Raw genomic sequence first — 18,221 nt, forward strand, 5'->3', positions numbered from 1 at the left:
GCCGCGGTGAAGCCTCAGGCTTTGACGCCCCCCACTGCCCAAGGGCCCATGTCTACGGCGGACTCGATGCACGGGGCCGCAGTGCCTCAACGGAAGTTGACACGCGGATGACCAAGTCTTCTCGTGCGCCCGATGAGCGGTGCCGCCTTCCGGTAGGACCGGGACCTCTTCCGACATCACCCGCGCGATCGGGTCCCGCCGGCCGGGCTGTGCCGCACCGTGGTGCTGGGACCTGCCTCGCGAAGCCATGCGTCGAGGGAGACGTAGTCGGTGTCAGTGAGGCCCTGGCGGGCGTCGACGCGGTGGAGGAGGGCTCGTCCCCGGTGGTGTGTGGCGACCCAGGCCCGGTCGATGCCGGTGATCTCGTCGTCGACCCAGATGAACGGGCGTCCGGCGGCCCATTCGACGAGGGTGCGGGTCTTCCAGTGGAGGCCGAGCCGTTCGTCCTGGCCGTCGATGGCGGACGGCTCCGGCCACGTCACGACGGGAAGCCGCGGCAGGCCGATGCGCGGCGCGACCAGCTCGTTCGCGTCGTCCATCCAGGTCGTTGCCCACACCAGGTCGCAGGGCAGCATCGCCAGTCGCGCCCCGTGTCCCGGGTCGAGTCGGGTGAGCAGCGGGTGAGCGTCGCCCCCGGGCGGCTCCGAGCCCGCCGGGTAAGTCGGGTACGGCTCCGTCGCGCCGAAGGGAATGAGCGGACCGTCCACGTCGAGGAAGAGCAGCGGGCGCTGGACAGCAGAACCGGTCATGACACCACCGTAGCGAGCCGTCGCCGACACCGTCGGGCGCGCCGGGGAGGCGCTGACCGGCCGTCTTCGCCGACGTGATCGTGTTCCTCGACTGGAACGGCGACGGGAAGGGGACCCCGGAAGCTCTACTTCGTGGGCGGGTCCCAGGACCCGTAGCTGGTCCTGCAGGGGAGTGGTGAACGCTGCTGCGGCGTGCACAGCGTGGAAATCTTGCTTTCCATCTGACGGAAGATTAACTTTCCAATGATGGAAGCCGAGTTGAACCGCCTGATGGCCAAGATGCGCACCACCCACCGGCAGGTGGGGAACTTGCAGCGGGACCTGCGGGCCGCCGAGCGTCAGCGGGATCGCGATGTCGCCGACGTGAACGCGTACGCGCAAGCCCGCAAGGAAGCACGGGGCACTGCCAGCATGCGGGCGCTCGCCCGAGAACTCGGCGTCACCCATCCGGCGATCTCGGCCATGGTCGAGCGGGCGGCGAAGAACTCCTACTCCCTCATCAATCAGTCGCCCTTGGTACCCATCCTCTCTGCTCAGCAGGCCACCGACTACGTCAAGAGCGGGGCTTTCGGCTACGTCACCGGAGCGATGGTCGCCATGAGCGAGGCCGACATCCTCATGGAGTCCGGGCGGCACCCGAGGGCCTTCGCCGACGGCACCCGCATCTCGCCTCCGAACCTGCTGCTGCGCAACGGCGAAGGCGAACTCCTGGGCGTGGAGGAGTGCCTGGCGGGGTACGGCGGCACTGGCCCGAGCAACACCGTGCGCCTGCTGACAGACCTCGGCTGGAGCGAGGACGTCGCCCGCGAGGCCTTCCGCTACCTCTACGTCGAGTTCGACATCGAGCGAGGCGTCCTCCGCGGCAGCGAGCAGTCCCTGTACCACTGCGGCGGGAACCTGGAAATCGTCGGCGAACGCCTCGTCGCACGCCTGCGCGCCGCCCTGCCGCACGCGAGCCCCAGCCGGAACGCCCGTGACCCCCTCGGACTGCGAGCCTGGACCGACGAGATCCTCGACCGGCCGCAGGACCACCCGTGGGCGGCGGGCCCCCGCGTCGCGCGTGTCTACCTCAACCGCAACGCCGCCGCCGGCCTCCAGGACCGCCGCTACCAGCCCGGGCAGCGCAACACCCCCGTCAGCGTGGTCATCGAGCAGGGGGAGCTGCAGTTGTGGTGCAGCGCCCTGAACCCGTCGGACTGGACCGAGCTCCTCTCCCGGGAGCAGCTCGACGTGCTGGCGGCCGTCGACATCTACCCCGCCGATGCCGAGCAGCGCAGCTGGCTCGACAGCTTCCTTCCCCGTCGGCGCGAACGCCCCGACTACATCGACATTTCCGCCGACGGCACGCACACGCTTCAGTACGAGCCGCACGGCGTTGAACGCGACAGCGTGACCACGGAAGAATCCTGATCTGCATGGCGACCCCGGACAAGCTGTCGGCCCCTTCACCACGATGAGGACGAGGGGGCCGGCGCATTGGGGACGACAACCTGTTGCGCTTTGTGGCGGAAAGTGCGCTATGGCCATGGTCGCGGCCACGGTGACATCGGCGGACAGGTGAGCTCGGGCTCCGAGGATCGTGTGGTTGACGCCGATCCGGTGTCCGAGGGCGGCGCCTTCTGCGACGAGGCTGGCGGTGACTTCGCAGTTGAAGCCGATCTGGGCGCCGGTGCACAGGACCTGCGGCCCGGCCCAGCTCGACAAGATGCTGACCGAAGCCCGTCCCCAGAACGCCTGGCTCCGCGAGGGGACTTCGGTTCCGCAGCAGCAGGTGGCCCGGGATTTCGGGAAGTCCCGGGCCAAGGCGCTGAAGGACGTCAAGGATCAGTTGCCGGTGCGGCAGCGGGCCGGGATGTCGGAGTGGAAGAAGAAGCGGGGAGCGCTGCCGCGGGTCGCAGATCATGGCGGCCCCGGCTCTGACGGGACGACCCTTGTCGGCGGACGCGTCTGCGCAGTAGAGAATCTCGCGTGCTGAGCGCCGGGTCAGGGCAACCGGGTGCCTGATTGCGCCCGGTTGGTAGCGTCACCGCCATGAATCAAGATCGTGTGCTCGAAGCATTTCGTCGGGAATCCGGGGCCCTCGCTGACGCTGTGTCAGGACTGTCCGAAGCTGAGTGGAACCTCCCGACACGCTGCACCCCCTGGACCGTACGTGACCTACTCGGGCACGTGTGCGTCGTGATCGATTGGCTTCCGGGCATGCTGGACGCGCGGGCCCCGGGTGAGGCCAGTGTTTCCGCTGCGGATTACTACCGCCCGGACGACCGCTTTTCACCCCAGACCAACAGTGCCCGGATCGCTCTGGCTCAGGGCCGGGCAGCAGAGCCGGCCGATGGTGCCGCCTTCGCCGAGGATTTCACCGCGACCTGGCGGCGGGTCGACCGGCTGTGCCGGGTACAGCCGGCCAGCCGTACCGTGTGGACACGCCATGGTGACGCCATGCTCCTGTCGGAGTTCCTGCTCACCCGAGTCGTCGAAGTCGCCGTCCACGGCCTTGACCTGGCTGACGCACTCGGATGCGAACCCTGGCTCACCCCGTCAGCCGGTGGCGCCGTGCTGGAGCTGCTTCTCGGCGCAGAACAGATGGCGGCCGCCGACGTATTGGGTTGGAGCCAACCGCATTTCCTGCGCAAAGCTACCGGCCGCGAGCCGTTGGCCGAATCAGAGAGTGCGCAGGTCGAACAGCTCGGCATCCGATGGCTCGCCCTGGGATGACACCTGCGCTCCACTGCAACAAGATCATCCTCGACAGAGCTCGGAACGATTGCTGCCCACGTTCAACAGACCCAGGTTGCACGGAACTTTGGTCAGACGGGGAGGGCGCTGACATTCCCTACCGGGCGTGCTCGGCAGAGTGGTCACCGGGCGGGCAGCCCGATGCGTCGCAGCCATGCCTCGACTTCGGTGCCGGCGTCCTTGACCTCTTCGCCGCGTACTGCGAGACCCTCGGCGATGGTCGCTCCGGGGCAGGAGACGGCGTAGTCGCGTTCGGTGGTGCCCAGGCCGCTCATGGCGTGGGTGGTGACCGGGTGGACGGTCTTGCCGCGGAAGTCGAGGGATTCCGTGAACGTCGTCATGATCATCGGTGCCCGGACGTTCCAGACGGGGCTGGCCAGGAGGATGGTGTCGTAGCCGTCGAGGAAGGGCAGGCGGCCTTCGATGGCCGGTCGGGCGTCGGTGTCCTGCTCGCGGACGTTGCGCTTCACTGTCGCGTCGTAGTCCCACGGGTAGGGGCGGCGGCCTGGATCCGATAGGTGTCGCAGGCGATGCGGTCGGTGATCTTCTCGGCGAGCACCTCGGTGTTGCCGACCTTCAGGTCGGTACGCCCGCCGTAGTAGTAGTTCTCGCCCGCGCGGGAGAAGTAGGCCAGCAGGACTCGTTTCACAGGGCCTCCGGTCGTCGCGGCGGACTGGGAGGGGGCGGGGGAGGCGCTGGGTGGTGGTGAGGACGGTGAGCAGCCCGTCAGGTGGGTCGTGCTCGAAGCGGCGGCTGCTGTCAGCAGCGCGCCGCGCAGAACGGTGCGCCTGCTCGGCAGGGCGGCACGGTGCTGCGGCGTGATCATGGTGGACGGCTCCCGGTGCGCCGTGAAGAGTGCGGGGCCGGGCGGGTGCCGCTGGCGTTCGGGGCACCGCGGCCGACAAGAGGGCCTTCAGCTGTCCAGGCGGTGTCCTGCGAGCCGGGTGACCATCTCGGGGTCGTGATGGTCGAAGAACAGGGAGCGGCCGCTGTCGAGGGTGGCGATCTGGGCCATCTGCTCGTCGGTGAGCTCGAAGTCGAAGACGTCGAAGTTCTCGGCCATGCGCTCGGCCCGCACCGACTTGGGGATGGCGATGACGCCGCGCTGGGTGAGCCAGCGCAGCACGACCTGGGCGACGGACTTGCCGTGCTGCTTGCCGATCCCGGCGAGCAGGGGGTTGGTGAACAGGTCGTTCCTGCCTTCGGCGAACCCGCCCCAGGACTGGATCTGCACGGTGTGCTCGCGCATGAGGTCCTGGTAGTCGGCGCGCTGGAAGAAGGGGTGGGTCTCGATCTGGTTGACCTGCGGGGCGATCTCGTTGTTGATGATCAGGTCGATCAGCCGGTCGGGGTAGAAGTTGGCGACGCCGATCGACTTCGCCGCGCCCTCGCGGTGGAGCGCCTCCATGGCGCGCCACTGGCCGTAGACGTCGCCGAAGGGCTGGTGCATCAGGTACAGGTCGAGGTGGTCCAGGCCCAGTTTGGTCAGGGACGTCTCGAACGCGCGGCGGGTGTTTTCCTGGGCGGGAGCCTCCTGGACCCACAGCTTGGTGGTGACGAACAGCTCCTCGCGCGGGACGCCGCTGGACTTGATGGCGCGGCCGACGGCTTCTTCGTTGCCGTAGGCGGCGGCGGTGTCCAGCAGGCGGTAGCCGGTGGCCAGGGCTTCGGAGACGGCGCGCTCGGTGTCCTCGGCGGGGATCCGGTAGACGCCGAAGCCGAGGAGCGGCATCTTGACGCCGTTGTTGAGGGTGACGGTCTGCATGAACGGGATGTCCTTCGCTGAGCGGGTGGGCGCGGGTGGGCGCGGGTGGGGGCGGGTGGTCAGGGCGGATGACTGTCCTCTCACTCTCGCCCGGCCCGCCAGGTCGTGCCGGTCGAAGCCTGGACACACCGAGGGGGCAGCGTCTTCTTCATCAACCGTCGCCCGGATTTCTCGGGTGTGGGCAGGGCGGGCTCTTCCGGGGTAATGACAGGGCCCCCCTCCCGTCTGAGGCGCGGCTGGCTGCCGGGTGAGACTGGGGTCATGGCATCCGAGAGCGCGAACAGCGAGGGCGCCGAGCGGGCCGCTTCCCTGCGCGCCCGCCGCACCCAGACCAGCTCCGAGCGTGTCAGTCTCACCGTCGGCGCCGGCATCCGCCGTACCCCCGGCTTGCCCGCGAGGAGCTGGCCACCCTCGCCGGCATCAGCATCGACTTCTGCGTGCGCCTGGAACACGGCAAGGAGACCCGCGCCAGCCCCGCCGTCCTCGATTCCCTCGCCCGCGCCCTGCACATAGGCCCGGCAGGCCCTGGCGGATCGTCTCGCCGGACTGCGCCGGGGCGCCGGCCTGTCCGGGGGCGACATCGCCGAGTGCTGAGCGACACCCTCGGGATGGCGCATCGTCACGTCCGCGCCTCCGGCTCCGGGCGGCCCGGGGCAGGTTGATCAGTCCTGCGTATCCGGCGATCTGCAGGGAGTCGGCCGGGATGTGGTCGTACGGGAAGCCGACCACGTCCCACCTGGTGGCAGGGACGTGAGCAGGGGCGCGGCAGCTTCGTATGCTTCGCTCAGACGGAAGTGATCATCCGTGCTCTGCGGTCGACGGCAACATCCGTCCGCCTGCCCATCCTGTCTGTTCTGGGAGTTCCGAGAACGAAACACGTAGGCCGTATCACGGCTCTGACTGTTGCGCTGGGCGTACTGGTCGCCCCTTCGCCTGCCATAGCCACAGGCACAGCCGCAGCCACTGAGGCAGCAGCACCTCGTTCCTTGCTTGCGGGATAGGTACAGGTCAGAGCGTTTTCGGTGAAGGGGTGGCGGCGCCGGTATACCGCGCGGCATACTCGAAGGCGTGGTAGATACCAGCGTCAAGATCGGCGACGTGACCAGGGACAAGCTGAAGGCCGTGGCCGACGGGGCGGGCATGTCCATGAAGGGTTACCTCGCCCGTGTGGCCTCGGAGAAGGAGCACGAGCAGGCGCTCGAGACCGCCACCGCGGCCTTCCGTCGCGTCCTCGGTGTACCCGGGATCCTGGATCGCTTCGACGCCGACTTCGGGGGCGTGCCCCGCGCCGCCGGCCGCCAGACCCCCCGGGCGGCCTGAACCTGTGGAACTGCTCGTCGACTTCCGATGGCTCCTGGCCCGCCAGGAAGACATCCTCACCAACGACCTCACCGTCAACGACCTCAGCGTCCTCGTCGGCATGGCGGCCCGCCACCGCGTCGACCCGCCCCGCCTCGACCACAGCCACCCCGACGCGTTCTGGCGCGCCGCGGTCTTCCTGGAGGAGTGCGTACTCCTACGCCCCCTCCCCGCCCGCAACGAGGCGTACGGCTACGGCATCGCCCTCGCCTACCTGGAAGCCTCGGGCGAACGCGTCGACGAGACGTACGACCCCTGGCGCGACCTGATCAACGACATCCGCACCCTGCACCTGGACTCGTACGCGATCGCCGACCGCCTGCGCGCGATGCGGCAGAGCCGCTGAACGGCAGCGGAGCAGTCGAGTAGCTGAGGCTCCAGCGCGCTCGGCAGCGACTGCGGATCGAACGGATGCCGAGGCAGAGGATTCAGCAGCGTCAACCACGCTTACCGTCCCCGCCAGCCTTCCACGTGATGATGACCGCCGTGATGGAGAGCGCGAGCGCTGCCCATGTCGGCACGTCCCCCCCAGTCCATGGCCCACCTTGCATGTGGGGCGGGCAGGCGGTCGAGCAGTGCTCGGCCACCACGCCGCAGCCTCGCTTGACACACGTAGGGCCGCACCGGGACAGCACCTTCCGAAACGAGCGGCGGCCGCCGGCAGTCAGTCGGTGTGCCCGATGTGCGTCACGTCGATGAGGGGCGAGAGTACTTGGACAGGTCGCGACGCGTCGTACGAGCTGCCTGTTCGACACTCCGTCTTCCGCGGCGCTGATCCCGAAGGCCTAGCGGCCGGACACCACGGTCGCGTTCGCGACCGGGATCAGGGCCAAGCCCGTCACGTTGGTGTACAGGAAGACACCGCGCTGCGGCTCCGTGATGTTGGCCGAGCGGCAGAAGGCCTTCGTCCAGGGATGGCAGCCCCAGGGCACACCGCTCGTCGTGAGGACTCTCCACGTCCGCGTCGTGGTGGATGCCCGCGGCGGCCTGGGCGGAGGGCGAGGACGCCATCGGGCTGCCGCCGGCCCGCGCGGTCGGCGGCCTGTCCCAGACCCAGGTCGCGGACGCCTCGCAGCAGGCCAAGGAGCTCCTGGTGGCGGCTCGAGCGGACGCCGGCCTCCGAGGTCGTGGCGATGCTCGAATGTTCGTCCCCGGCCCTCGCGACGCTGACACGGAACCCGACCGCGCTGGTCACCCGGTTCGACCCGGCGGAGCTCTCGCAGAACCGTTATCGGGTGAAGATCCAGGGCCGGATCAGTACGAGACCGCACCGTCGGGCAAGGGCCTGCTGATCCGTACAGACCACAGCTTCGTTCATCCCGTCACCAGCGCCCGCCCGGGCGCGTACGAGATCCCGCTGTCTGAGGCATCCGCAGGGGAGAGCCGAGTCCCCTCCACATCGTGGCAGGACGCGGAGGGGCTCGTCGGCAGGCCTGTCGTGCGCCCTGCTCGCGTTGGTCGCGAGCAGGACGCACCGCGCCGGTCCTTCCAGCCGTCCTCGGCGCGGCCTACACGCAGTTCGACTCCGGCGGCGTCATCACCCAGCCGCCAGGTGGACAGCGTCCTCTACTACCAGATCGACAAGCCTTGCCAGGGTAATTACTGGCTGAAGATGGACACCAAGGCCCTCGTGGACGGCGGCACGAGTGGCGGCAGCAGCGCCGACTTCGTGGGTTCCCTCAAGCAGCTGAGCACGCTCAAGAACATCAGGAAGTACGGCGAGGAGACCATCGCCGGCCGCGTTGCGACGCGCTACCGAGGCAGCGCGGACAACAGTCTGATGAACGAGAAGCTCACCAAGATGGGCATACCGGTCGGCGGTGCCTCCGGCGACACCGATGTGGACGGGCTCGACGCGCAGGGCATGCCCGTGAAGATGGCCCAGTGGCTCGGGACCGCGCACATCTCCGTGGTCTTCAAGTCGTTCGGGAAGGCAAAGAAGATCATGCCGCCGCCAGCCGCCGACGTTGCAGACCTGACCGAAATAGCCAAGGCGCGGCAGGGGGCTTCAAGCAGAGGCGTCTGAACGCGCCCCCGGCTGGTTCCCGCGGCCGCGGCCTGAGGGCGGTACCCGACCTGCTGGCCGTCCAAGAGCTACCCAACCCCCGTCGGGGCAGACCCTGGTTCCGACTGGGGGCAATGGCGCCAGGCAACCCCCGGAGCCCGGTTGCCGGGCGTCAGAGCCCGCGCGAAGTAGTTGCAGTGATCATTTAGGCTGCGTCGACTATCAATTTTAGGGGGAAACCGTGCTGAAGAAGCACAAGACGGCGGCGGCTGTGGTCGCCGGCGCGATTGCGGTTGGCGGGCTCGTGTACGCCGTGCAGGACTGGCGGGAGGACGCCGAGCGCGAGTCGCTCCGGCTGGCCGCCGAAGAGATCTTCCAGCAGAAAGCTGACACGAGCAGCGCCTCATGGCGCAAGGGCCCACTGCCGCGCAACCGGATGTGGAGCGAGGCGAAGTCGAAGGCCCGCCTCGAACGCGTGCAGATGCTGGATTCACAGGCCAAAGTGTGGGTCGCGGAGCTGACCACTCCCTACTCGACCACCCGGTCCGGTACTGACCCGCAGCCGGACACCCCCTACGTGTCCAGCCGAGTCTTCCTCTTCGAAGAGGCCGGCGACGGCTGGCGGATGGTCAAGGATCTGACGAACCAGGAGTACGGCACGCCGCTTCTCCCGTAGCCGGCCGACCGCGGTCCGCCCGGCACCCGAGACCAAAAGCGTCTCCGCTTGGATCGTTGACCTTGCCCGACTACGTGTCGTCGCTCTTGGTGGTCGTGGTCGGACGCGATGCAGCGACCATCCCCCAGTGCGCACCGGTGGCCACCCGCCGGCCGTGCCGAGGTTGACCCATACGACCCCCGCGGGCTCCGTGGTCCCGTCCCGAAAGGGCGCTCGGCCGGAAGACTGGTGCTGATCGTGGACGACCCGGCGGGCCGCTGCCCCGTCTGGCTGCGCCTTCCTGGTCTCCCAGGCCATCCTCAGCGGGCGGCATGCCGGGGTCCCCCTCACCCACCCCGGTGCACTCCGGGCGCTGGTGGCATCCGCGCCGCTGGCCCCGGTCTGCGCCCTGATCGGTCTGAGCCTCGGCGTCCTGCTCCGCCACGGCGCCGCCACCATGGTGACCGCCGTCTTGACCCTTCTCATGCTGCCCCCCATGTTCTCGGAGAGCGAGCGCTGGTCGGCGGACATCAACCACGCGATGGTGTCCGCCGCCTGGAAGCGCCTGGTCCAGAACTGGGAGCCGGATCCCGGATCCCTGGGATACACCGCCGCCGTCCCCGGCTCCTGGACCGTGTACGCGCTCTGGCCACTGATCGCAGTTGCACTTGCCGTGCTCGTCGTGAGGCACCGAGAGGTGTGAACGTGCCCCCAAGGCACCCTCTTTACATCGGGGAGCCTCACCGTGCAGTCAACAGGTCACCGGGCGCAGGGGCCGGTTTGGGAAGAAGCCCAGGTCGCAGGCCAACTCGGGCGCCTCCACCCCCAGTCGACCAGCCGCGCACGGTCACCCCTGGCACGATCTCCTCCACCGCGGCGGCGGTGAGGCCGTCATTCGTGGACGGGCTTGACTCTCGGGTTACGTGAGAGGGCACAGTCAATGCCGTGGACAGGAAAAATCTGCTGCCGATCGGGCAGTTCTCGCAGGCCAGCGGCCTCTCGGTCACCGCGCTTCGGCATTACGACGCCGGTGGCGTGCTGGTGCCGGCGTTCGTCGATCCGGTGAGCGGCTACCGGTACTTCCGGCGTGACCAGGTGCGTACGGCGCAGTCGATCAGGGCGTTGCGGCAGTTGGACATCCCGGTCGAGGAGGTGCGCCGACTGCTCGGCGGCGGCGAGGAGCAGCTGATCGCCGCTGTGCAGTCCCATCTGCGGGCATCCGAACGGCGGCTGGACGTACAGCGTTCCTTGGTCCACAGCCTGTTGAGCCGACTGACCGAAGGAGCAGAGATGACCCACCGCGTCACCGTCCGCCAGGGCGCCGCCGAACGGATCCTCGTCCGCGGGGCGACCCTGGACAACTCCGGGCTTGACGCCTTCCTCCGCGGTGCCTACCAGGAGATGTACGAGGTTGCGGGCCGCGGCCCCCTCACCTTCACCGGGCCTGCCTTCGTCCGCTTCCACGGAGTGTGCGACGACGAGACGGAGACGCTCGTCGAGGCGTGCCTGCCGTTCTGGAAGGACGGCGCGCAGCCCATGGACCTGCCCGAGGGCATGATCGTGCGCGAGCTGCCCGAGAGCACCCTCGCCTGCACGGAGGTTGAGGGAGCGGCCGCCGCGTTCCCGCAGATTCTCGGCGCGTACGATGCCGTCGCCAACTGGATCACCGAGCACGGCTTCGCCTTCGCGGGCCCGGTCCGGATGGTCTACCGCCGGTGGACTGGGACAGCGGACGCCCCGGGCAACCGTATGGAGATCGCCTGGCCGATAGACGAGTCCACCGCCGCGTAGCCCCTGAGGCCGTTTCGTTTGGATCAGAGTGCGCATCACGGGGGCCTCTGCCGTGGATGCATTCGGGGCAGGGCTTGGGAGGCTGCGGGGGAGCGCGCATGGTCACAGGTCTGGGTGACGGGGATCCGCGCAGCATAGGGCCTTACCGGCTGCTCGGGGTACTCGGGGTACTCGGGGAAGGCGGTATGGGCAAGGTCTACCTGGGCAGTTCGCGGAGCGGGCGCCGCGTGGCGGTGAAGGTGGTCAGGCCCGATGTCGCCGGGAACGCGGAGTTCCGGACGCGTTTCCGGCGGGAGATCGAAGCCGCCGGCAAGATCGGCGGGGCGTGGACCGCGCCCGTTCCGTCATACCTGGTGATGACGTGGGTGATCGCAGGGGCGGAGTCACACTTGTGGACCGCCCCCTCCTCGCCCTACCGGGGGAGGCGGATCGTCCGCGGAGTCGATGCAGGTCCGGGAGCCGCCCAGAAATATTGAGGGCATGACAACCCACACGGCGCACATCGACACGACAGCGACAGAACGGCCTGTTCCCCGGTGGGCAGCCGTTGCGGCCCATGCGATGCCTTTGGTCGCGCTGCCCGTCTGCCTATGGCGTCTGCCCATCGCCTTCGGCTACGGCATGGGCGGGGAGGTCCTGCCACCCTCACCCTGGAACATCCCCTACGTCGTGGGACTCAGCGTCCTGTCCGAAGCATTCGCACTGCTCAGCTTCGGATTGGTCCGCCGGTGGGGAGAGGTAGTGCCCGCCTGGATCCCCAAGCTCGGCGGCAGACGCATACCGCCCTTCGCAGCGATCCTCCCCGCGGCAGTCAGTGGCCTCTTCTTCACCGCCCTGATGGTCCATTGGGCGTTCGGGGCCTTCCGCCTCGGCGGTGCTGACGGCTTCCCGTACGCCGAAGGCTGGGACGTGCTGGCGATGACGGTCAGCGGTCTGTTCACCCTGTGGGGCCCCCTGCTGCTGGCTCTGACGTTCGCGTACCACCGCCGGCGTCGCTCTCGCTGAGCTGGCGCATCTGGGGGCGCGACCGCAAGGCGCTGTGCTCAGGGGCGCCTGATCGGGGGAGGCCCGGCAGTCAGCCGAGGAAGTCGACGCGGTCGATCAGACCGTCGCGGACCCGGTAGGCGACCAGCACGCGGAGGGGGTCGTCCGTGATGCCGTGGGCGATCTCGTGGTCCACCACCCAGTCGCCCTCGGTGAGTCGGCCGACGATCTCGGCCCGGCAGCGGCCCGCGGCGAACTGGTCGGCGTATGCCTCCCGCACGGCGTCGCGCCCGAGCAGGCGGTCGTTGCTGCGGCGGGTGATGCAGACGTCGGGGGCGTACGTCGCCGCGAAGGCCTCGAGGTCATGGCTGTTGTAGGCGGCGAGCTGGCGTTCGACGACGCTCTCTGGGGTGATCACCAGTTGATCATGCAGAGTGTTCCCTCGCTCGTCCAGGGAAATCCGGGACTACCTGTCCTGCCGTCGGCGTTGCTCGTGGTGGCGCTGTTCTGTGCGATCTTCCGTCCGGGGAAGGCGGGTGAGCGCGTCGTCGGGGGCCGAGCCGGCGGGCGATCAGGTGACGGTCCCGCTCGCCGACCGTGGTGGCGGAATCCGGCTCTGGCCGTCCCGGCAGCGGCAACGGTTTTGGCCGCGCCGTGGTCCGGCCGCTGCTCTGAGCCCTCGGCCGGCGTCAGGCCGCGGGGACCAGGCGGTTCTCGTGGGCGAAGACCACGGCCTGGATCCGGTCGCGGAGTTCCAGCTTGAGCAGGATCCGCCCCAGATGGGACTTCACGGTCGCCTCCGCGAGGTACAGGACGGCCGCGATCTCGGCGTTGGACAGGCCGCGACCGACCTCGACGAGCACCTCGCGCTCCCGGGCGCTGAGCCGGTCCAGCCGCTCGTCGCGGACGGCGGTGCCCCCGTCGGCCAGGTGCGGACGGAAGTCCTCCAGCAGGCGCCGGGTGATCCGCGGGGAGAGCACCGCGTCGCCCGCCGCGACGTTGCGGATCGCGGTGAGCAGCTCCTCGGGCCGGGTGTTCTTCAGCAGGAAGCCCGAGGCCCCGGCGCCGAGCGCGGCGAAGGCGTACGCGTCCAGGTCGAAGGTGGTAAGGATCAGCACCCTGCTCCCCGGGGAGACCTCGACGACCTGCCGGGTCGCCTCGATCCCGTCCGTCCCGGGCATCCGGACGTCCATCAGCACGACGTCGGGCCGCAGCTCCCGGGCGAGGCGGACGGCCTGGGCGCCGTCCGCGGCCTCGCCGACCGGCGCCATGTCGGGCTGGGCCTCCAGGACCGTGCCGAAGGCCATCCGGAGCAGCGCCTCGTCGTCGGCGATCACGATGCGGATCGTCATACGGCGCCCGTCCCGACGCTGTTGAGCAGGAGCCGGGTCCGCACGCCCCAGCCGCCGCTCGGAAGCGGTCCGGCCCGCAGCGTCCCCCCGTAGGCGGCCGCGCGCTCGCGCATGCCGGGGATGCCGTGGCCCGGCGGTGCGGCGGCGGGAAGCGCCGGCCGGGGGCCGCTGTCGGTGACCTCCACACCGACGCTCCCGGCCGAGCACTCGACCAGGACCGTCGCGCGGGTGCCGGCGGGGGTGTGCTTGAGGGTGTTGGTCAACGCTTCCTGCACCAGGCGGTAGACGGTCAGTTGGGCGGTGGCCGGCACATGGGCGTGACCGCCGCGGACCTCCAGGCCGGTCGGCAGCCCGGCGGCGGCCATCTGGTCGGCGAGCGCCTTCAGCTGGGCGATGCCGGGCAGCGGGTGCCGCTCGGCGTCCGGCTCGTCGGCCCGCAGGACGCCCAACGAGCGCCGCATGTCGGTGAGGGCCTGCCGGCCCGTCTCGGAGATCTGCAGCATCGCGGTGGTGGCCCGGTCCGGGGACCTGTGCTGCGCGTAGACGGCGGCGTCGGTGAGCGCGACCATGACGGACAGGTTGTGGGTCACGATGTCGTGCATCTCGCGGGTGATCCGGGCCCGCTCCTCGGCGACGGCCAGCCGCGCCTGCTGCTCCTGGTGCAGGGCCAGCCGTTCGGCCCGCTCCTGCACGGCGGCGAGGTAGGCCCGGCCGGTCCGCACGTTCACCCCGAGGACGGCGGCGGCGACCACCGTCGCGGAGAGCGCGACGAACGGGGTCAGGAACGCGCCGTCCGATGCCCAGCGCAGGCAGGCCAGCACGGCCCCGCCCTCCACGACGGCGGCGGCGAGCAGCGTGCCGCGCCGGCCCGCGTGCGCGGCCGCCGTGTACAGGGCCACCAGCAGGGCGATGTCCGCGGGCAGTTGGACGTCCGCCAGCCACTGGACGAAGGCCGCGGCCACCACGGCGGCGAACACCGCGAGCGGGGCCCGGCGCCGCCACACCAGGGGCAGCGCCAGGGCGATGGTGAGCGCCGCCGCCACCGGCAGCTCCCGGGCCGGGTACGTGGTCACGACGTTGAGCAGGAGCAGCGCCGGCAGCACCGAGTCCCACACCAGGGGCGGTACCCGGTCCCGGTGACGCACCGTCACACCTCTCCGCCGATCGGTCGTCGTGGCGGCCCGGCCGGGCCCGCCACCGCGTACAGCCGCAGCCTAGGTGCCGGGCCCGCGCCGCACATGAGCCCCGCGTCGGAGCGCACCGGGCCGGGGTACGACCACAGGAGGAGACCGATACCTCCCACGGTCGCAGGCCGGCCGCCGGTCCGGGGTGCCCGGTTGCCACTCCGGTCGTACCGCGGCCCGCCCCGGTTGCCACGCCGGTCGCAGTCGGCGGCGACCCGGGGCCGATGCGGCGGCGCGGGCCCGGCGCCGAGCATGGCCGGGTGACCGAAACCATCCCGGGGCTGTTCCTGTCCCTTCCGGAAGTCCTCGTCCTGCTGGGCGCCGTCGCGCTGCTGGTGGCGCGCTGGCTCCCCCCGGCCGCCCGCCGGCCCGTCACCTTCGCTGCCGTGTCAGTCCTCGTACCGTCGGCGATCGTGCTGGGCATCGTGGGGATCCGCTGGCAGATGCTGCCGGTCCTGGCCGGCGCCGCCGTCACCTCGGCGTTCGCCCTCCCGCCCCTGCTGCGGCACGGTGCAGGCCGACCGGCGCGGCGGGCCCGCTGGTGGCTGGCCCTGCCGGGATCGCTGGCCTGCGCCGGCCTGATCGCCACCGGCCCGGTGGCCGCCTGGGCCTTCCCCGTCCCCGTCTTCCCCGAGCCGACGGGCGACTTCGCGGTCGGCACCCGGGTGGTGCAGTGGACCGACCCGCTCCGCCCCGAGAGCTTCACCTCCGATCCGGACGACCGGCGCACGGTCGTGGTCCAGCTCTGGTACCCGGCGCAGAAGAGCCCCGCGGGCGTCCCCCGGGCCCAGTACCTGGGGCGCACGGAAGACGAGGCGCGGACCGTCTCCGAGGCCCTCGCCGGCGGAGTCGGCCTGCCCGGATTCCTGGTCGACGGGCTCCCGAGGGCCCGCAGCCGCGCGGTCGTCGACGCCCCGGTGGCCGGCGGGGGAGAGCGGTTCCCGGTCGTCCTCTTCTCCCCGGGGTCGGGCGGAGTGCGGACCCAGAACACCGCCTGGGCGGAGGAGCTGGCCAGCCACGGCTACCTGGTCGCCGCCCTCGACCACCCGTACGACTCCACCGTCGTCGTCCTCGCCGACGGCCGCACGATCCGCGCCACCACCGCCTCCTCCGGGGACCGCGACAGGGACGAGGAGCTGGCCGCCGGCTGGACCGCCGTCCGGGCCGCCGACCTCGGCTTCGTCCTCACCCAGCTGGAGCGACTGGACCGCGGTGAGACCGCCGACCCGCTGACCGGACGCCTGGACACCGGCCGCGCCGCGGTTACCGGCCACTCCCTGGGCGGAGCCGCCGCCCTGCAGGCGGCCCGGCAGGACCGCCGGTTCGACGCCGTCGTCGACCTGGACGGCTACCCCCACGGCCCCACGGCGCCGGCCCTCGAGCAGCCGGCGCTCGCGCTCACCCAGGAGATCACCGCCGGCACCGACCCGCGCTACCTGCCCCGGCTCACCGAGGCCCTCGAGCACAGCACCGCGACGAGCTACCGGCTCACCGTCCCCGGCGCCGGGCACCTCACCTTCATGGACGGCCCGCTCTACCTGCCGCCGGTGCCCTCGATCGTCGGCACCCTGGGCCGCACCGAGAGCCCGCGCGTCGTCGCCGCGGCCACCCTCGCCTTTCTGGACGCCACCCTGCGAGGCCGCCCCGGCGACCCGGCCGACACCCTCCGGGCCTACGGCACGGTCTCATCATCAGGGGCTCGGGGAACTGCGACGCCTACCCCGTGAAGGGCGGGACAGCCACACGGTGGCCCGCCAGATGCCGGTCTGCGGGTACACCGTGCGGGACCACCTCAAGTCGGTGTTCGCCAAGACCGCGACGAACAACCGCAGCATGCTGCTGGCCCGCGCACTCGGAACGTGAACCGCGGGCCGCTACCCCGCCTGCTTGACGCAGGTCCGGTCCCTCGCCGGCAGCTTGCCGGTGGCCAGGTACCGGTTGACCTGGTCGTCCACGCACGCGTTGCCGTAGTGCCCGAAGAGGGCGTGCCGGTTGGCGCCCTCGAGGGTCACCAGCCTGGAGCTCGGCAGCTGCTTGTGCAGCTCGACGCTTCCCTTGTACGTCGTACGGGGGTCACCGGTGGCGGCGACGATCAGGGCGGGGGCATCGCGCCGCACCCGGGTGGGCTCTTCGCGCGGCGAGTCCCAGAAGGCGCACGGGTTGATGTTGTTGGTCAGAGCGCCGAACAGCGGGTGCGCGGTGCGGTTGCGCTCGATGTCCCGCCAGTAGAGCTCGGGATCGCGCGGGGCGGCCACGTCCCCGCAGATGACGGCGGACTGCGCGCCGGTGGGCTCGCCCTCACCGCGCAGCACGTACCGGAGCTCCGGGACCAGCATCGGCGGCACCGTCGTCGGCCGGCCCTCCGCGGCATTGGCCAGTACGGAAATCAGCTCGCCGAACGACGCCCGCGCCGGGACGGTGTCGTCCGCGATGCCAGAGAAGAGAAGGAGCGGCACCTGGCTCTCGTCGATCCGGAAGGCATCGGCGCCGGCGCCGATGGTCAGCGGACCGCGCGCGGCCGCCGCGACGATGCGGTCGACGGCGGAGAGCACCTCGGCGCGGCTGCGGCCGAGGCCGTAGGTGTCGTGGTGCTCCGCGGCCCAGGCGGCCCAGTCGGACAGCGCCTTCTCGTTCTCGCGCTCGGTGCCCTTCAGCAGCCGGGGGCGGTAGTCGCTCGGGTTGATCGCCCCGTCCAGCACCATCCGGTCGTGGCGGCCGGGGAACATCTGCGTGTAGACCGTGCCCAGGTAGGTGCCGTACGAGTAGCCCAGGAAGGAGATCTTCCGCTCGCCGAGCGCGCCGCGGATGACGTCCATGTCGCGGGCCGTGTTGCGGGTGGTGATGTGCGGGAGCACCGCGGCGTCGGTGGCCCGGCACTTGTCGGCCAGGCTCTTCTGCAGGGCGACCTGGCGGTCGAAGCCCGCCCGGCCGGTGCCGGCGGACAGCCAGGTCATGCCGACGGGCAAGCCGCAGTCCAGCGCGGTGCTGCGCCCGATGAAGCGCGGGTCGAAGCCGACGATGTCGTAGCGCGCGCCGACCCCCTTCATCGACGCGCGGGCCTGCGGCGGGGACTGGAGCGCGGGACCGCCCGGACCGCCGTTGTTGAGGAGGATCGCGCCGATGCGGTGGCGGGTGTCGGTGGCCTTGAGCCGGGAGATCGCCACGGTGATCGTGCGCCCCCGGGGGTCGGCGTAGTCCAGGGGCACGGTCACGTCCGCGCACTGCACACCTGCCCGGTCCAGATCGCGGCCCGTGGTGTCGTCGGGGCCCTCGATGCAGCTGCCCCAGCCGAGGTGCTGGCGGTAGTACCGGTCCAGTCCGGCCCCGGAGCTGTCCTGCGCGGGCGTCCCGGCGGCCGTGGCCAGGACGGGGGAGGACATGAGGCAGGCGGCGAGGGTGAGGCCCACGGCCGAGGCGCGGCGTGCGGCGGGGCTGACAGTGGTCACGGGGTCTCCTTGAGCATCGTCCGCTTCGTGTGATCGCATGCCCCGAGGCTAGGAACCCGCCCTGGTACGGCACATCGCCCAAGGGCACGAGGACCCCGGTCCCGCCCACCCCTGATCCGGGACCTGAGGCCCGGTCCGGCGTCCTCCTCCGGGAGGAGACCGTCGGCGGGGCTGCGCTGAGGGCCGTCCCGGCCA

The 18,221-nt window shown here is 70.7% G+C and carries 20 protein-coding genes and 3 pseudogenes; 14 read left to right on the forward strand and 9 right to left on the reverse strand.

Annotated elements, in window-relative coordinates; translation table 11 throughout:
* Window positions 1-176: 176 nt before the first annotated feature.
* Window positions 177-749: an HAD domain-containing protein gene (locus OG764_RS36405; protein ID WP_328972613.1), complete on the reverse strand. Its 573-nt coding sequence runs from the start codon at window positions 747-749 to the stop codon at window positions 177-179.
* 246 nt (window positions 750-995) lie between these two features.
* On the opposite strand from OG764_RS36405, the gene OG764_RS36410 reads away from it, so the two are divergent.
* From OG764_RS36410 to OG764_RS36420, 3 genes and pseudogenes are all read left to right on the forward strand, one after another.
* A complete protein-coding gene (locus tag OG764_RS36410) occupies window positions 996-2,159 on the forward strand; it encodes a hypothetical protein (RefSeq protein WP_328972614.1) in 1,164 nt (387 codons plus the stop codon).
* 220 nt (window positions 2,160-2,379) lie between these two features.
* Window positions 2,380-2,637 (forward strand): annotated as a pseudogene (locus OG764_RS36415) (hypothetical protein); the annotation flags it as partial.
* Window positions 2,638-2,780: 143 nt separating this feature from the next.
* Window positions 2,781-3,464, forward strand: a complete 684-nt coding sequence (locus OG764_RS36420; protein WP_328972615.1) for a maleylpyruvate isomerase family mycothiol-dependent enzyme — start codon at window positions 2,781-2,783, stop codon at window positions 3,462-3,464.
* Window positions 3,465-3,607: 143 nt separating this feature from the next.
* Here OG764_RS36420 and OG764_RS36425 read toward each other — a convergent pair whose 3' ends face one another.
* The 3 genes from OG764_RS36425 to OG764_RS36435 form a co-directional block, all read right to left on the reverse strand.
* The gene (locus OG764_RS36425) at window positions 3,608-3,955 is read right to left on the reverse strand and encodes a flavodoxin (protein WP_328972616.1); all 348 of its coding nucleotides are present in this window, start codon (window positions 3,953-3,955) and stop codon (window positions 3,608-3,610) included.
* Entirely contained in the window at window positions 3,952-4,311 is a 360-nt protein-coding gene (locus OG764_RS36430) for a hypothetical protein (protein WP_328972617.1), read from the reverse strand. The genes OG764_RS36425 and OG764_RS36430 overlap by 4 nt, the downstream gene beginning before the upstream one ends.
* An 87-nt stretch (window positions 4,312-4,398) precedes the next feature.
* Window positions 4,399-5,250 (reverse strand): aldo/keto reductase, encoded by an 852-nt coding sequence (locus tag OG764_RS36435; RefSeq protein WP_328972618.1) that lies wholly within the window; start codon window positions 5,248-5,250, stop codon window positions 4,399-4,401.
* A gap of 261 nt (window positions 5,251-5,511) precedes the next feature.
* Here OG764_RS36435 and OG764_RS36440 point away from each other — a divergent pair.
* From OG764_RS36440 to OG764_RS36450, 3 genes and pseudogenes are all read left to right on the forward strand, one after another.
* Window positions 5,512-5,762 (forward strand): annotated as a pseudogene (locus OG764_RS36440) (helix-turn-helix domain-containing protein); the annotation flags it as partial.
* Between the two features lie 556 nt (window positions 5,763-6,318).
* Window positions 6,319-6,570: an antitoxin MazE7 gene (locus OG764_RS36445; RefSeq protein ID WP_328972619.1), complete on the forward strand. Its 252-nt coding sequence runs from the start codon at window positions 6,319-6,321 to the stop codon at window positions 6,568-6,570.
* Window positions 6,571-6,574: 4 nt separating this feature from the next.
* The gene (locus OG764_RS36450) at window positions 6,575-6,955 is read left to right on the forward strand and encodes a toxin Doc (protein ID WP_328972620.1); all 381 of its coding nucleotides are present in this window, start codon (window positions 6,575-6,577) and stop codon (window positions 6,953-6,955) included.
* A 439-nt stretch (window positions 6,956-7,394) separates the two neighbouring features.
* Here OG764_RS36450 and OG764_RS36455 read toward each other — a convergent pair whose 3' ends face one another.
* Entirely contained in the window at window positions 7,395-7,541 is a 147-nt protein-coding gene (locus OG764_RS36455) for a hypothetical protein (protein WP_328972621.1), read from the reverse strand.
* A gap of 620 nt (window positions 7,542-8,161) precedes the next feature.
* Between OG764_RS36455 and OG764_RS36460 the strand changes: the two genes are divergently transcribed.
* The 6 genes and pseudogenes from OG764_RS36460 to OG764_RS36485 all read left to right on the forward strand — a co-directional run bounded on the left by OG764_RS36460 (window position 8,162) and on the right by OG764_RS36485 (window position 12,065).
* A complete protein-coding gene (locus OG764_RS36460; protein WP_328972622.1) occupies window positions 8,162-8,635 on the forward strand; it encodes a hypothetical protein in 474 nt (157 codons plus the stop codon).
* 220 nt (window positions 8,636-8,855) lie between these two features.
* Window positions 8,856-9,290: a hypothetical protein gene (locus tag OG764_RS36465; protein ID WP_328972623.1), complete on the forward strand. Its 435-nt coding sequence runs from the start codon at window positions 8,856-8,858 to the stop codon at window positions 9,288-9,290.
* Window positions 9,291-9,645: 355 nt separating this feature from the next.
* Window positions 9,646-9,972, forward strand: a complete 327-nt coding sequence (locus OG764_RS36470; RefSeq protein ID WP_328972624.1) for a hypothetical protein — start codon at window positions 9,646-9,648, stop codon at window positions 9,970-9,972.
* A gap of 242 nt (window positions 9,973-10,214) precedes the next feature.
* Entirely contained in the window at window positions 10,215-11,060 is an 846-nt protein-coding gene (locus OG764_RS36475) for a MerR family transcriptional regulator (protein ID WP_328972625.1), read from the forward strand.
* A gap of 98 nt (window positions 11,061-11,158) precedes the next feature.
* Window positions 11,159-11,401, forward strand: a pseudogene (locus OG764_RS36480) (serine/threonine protein kinase); the annotation flags it as partial.
* Between the two features lie 139 nt (window positions 11,402-11,540).
* Entirely contained in the window at window positions 11,541-12,065 is a 525-nt protein-coding gene (locus tag OG764_RS36485; protein WP_328972626.1) for a hypothetical protein, read from the forward strand.
* A 70-nt stretch (window positions 12,066-12,135) separates the two neighbouring features.
* Here the strand turns inward: OG764_RS36485 and OG764_RS36490 are convergent, their stop codons facing one another.
* The 3 genes from OG764_RS36490 to OG764_RS36500 form a co-directional block, all read right to left on the reverse strand.
* Complete coding sequence (locus OG764_RS36490; protein WP_328972627.1) at window positions 12,136-12,462, reverse strand: nuclear transport factor 2 family protein; 327 nt, start codon at window positions 12,460-12,462, stop codon at window positions 12,136-12,138.
* A gap of 271 nt (window positions 12,463-12,733) precedes the next feature.
* Complete coding sequence (locus OG764_RS36495; protein ID WP_328972628.1) at window positions 12,734-13,396, reverse strand: response regulator transcription factor; 663 nt, start codon at window positions 13,394-13,396, stop codon at window positions 12,734-12,736.
* Entirely contained in the window at window positions 13,393-14,541 is a 1,149-nt protein-coding gene (locus OG764_RS36500; RefSeq protein ID WP_328972629.1) for a sensor histidine kinase, read from the reverse strand. Before OG764_RS36500 ends, OG764_RS36495 begins: the two co-directional genes overlap by 4 nt.
* Before the next feature lie 263 nt (window positions 14,542-14,804).
* On the opposite strand from OG764_RS36500, the gene OG764_RS36505 reads away from it, so the two are divergent.
* Entirely contained in the window at window positions 14,805-16,307 is a 1,503-nt protein-coding gene (locus OG764_RS36505) for an alpha/beta hydrolase family protein (RefSeq protein ID WP_328972630.1), read from the forward strand.
* A gap of 19 nt (window positions 16,308-16,326) precedes the next feature.
* Window positions 16,327-16,443, forward strand: coding sequence for a two-component response regulator (locus OG764_RS36510; protein ID WP_328972631.1), 117 nt, complete (start codon window positions 16,327-16,329; stop codon window positions 16,441-16,443).
* An 11-nt stretch (window positions 16,444-16,454) separates the two neighbouring features.
* Here OG764_RS36510 and OG764_RS36515 read toward each other — a convergent pair whose 3' ends face one another.
* Window positions 16,455-18,026: an alpha/beta hydrolase gene (locus OG764_RS36515; protein ID WP_328972632.1), complete on the reverse strand. Its 1,572-nt coding sequence runs from the start codon at window positions 18,024-18,026 to the stop codon at window positions 16,455-16,457.
* Between the last annotated feature and the right edge of the window lie 195 nt (window positions 18,027-18,221).

Origin of the sequence: Streptomyces sp. NBC_00239 (genome assembly GCF_036194065.1) — a bacterium.
In the GTDB taxonomy this organism is placed as follows: Bacteria; Actinomycetota; Actinomycetes; order Streptomycetales; family Streptomycetaceae; genus Streptomyces.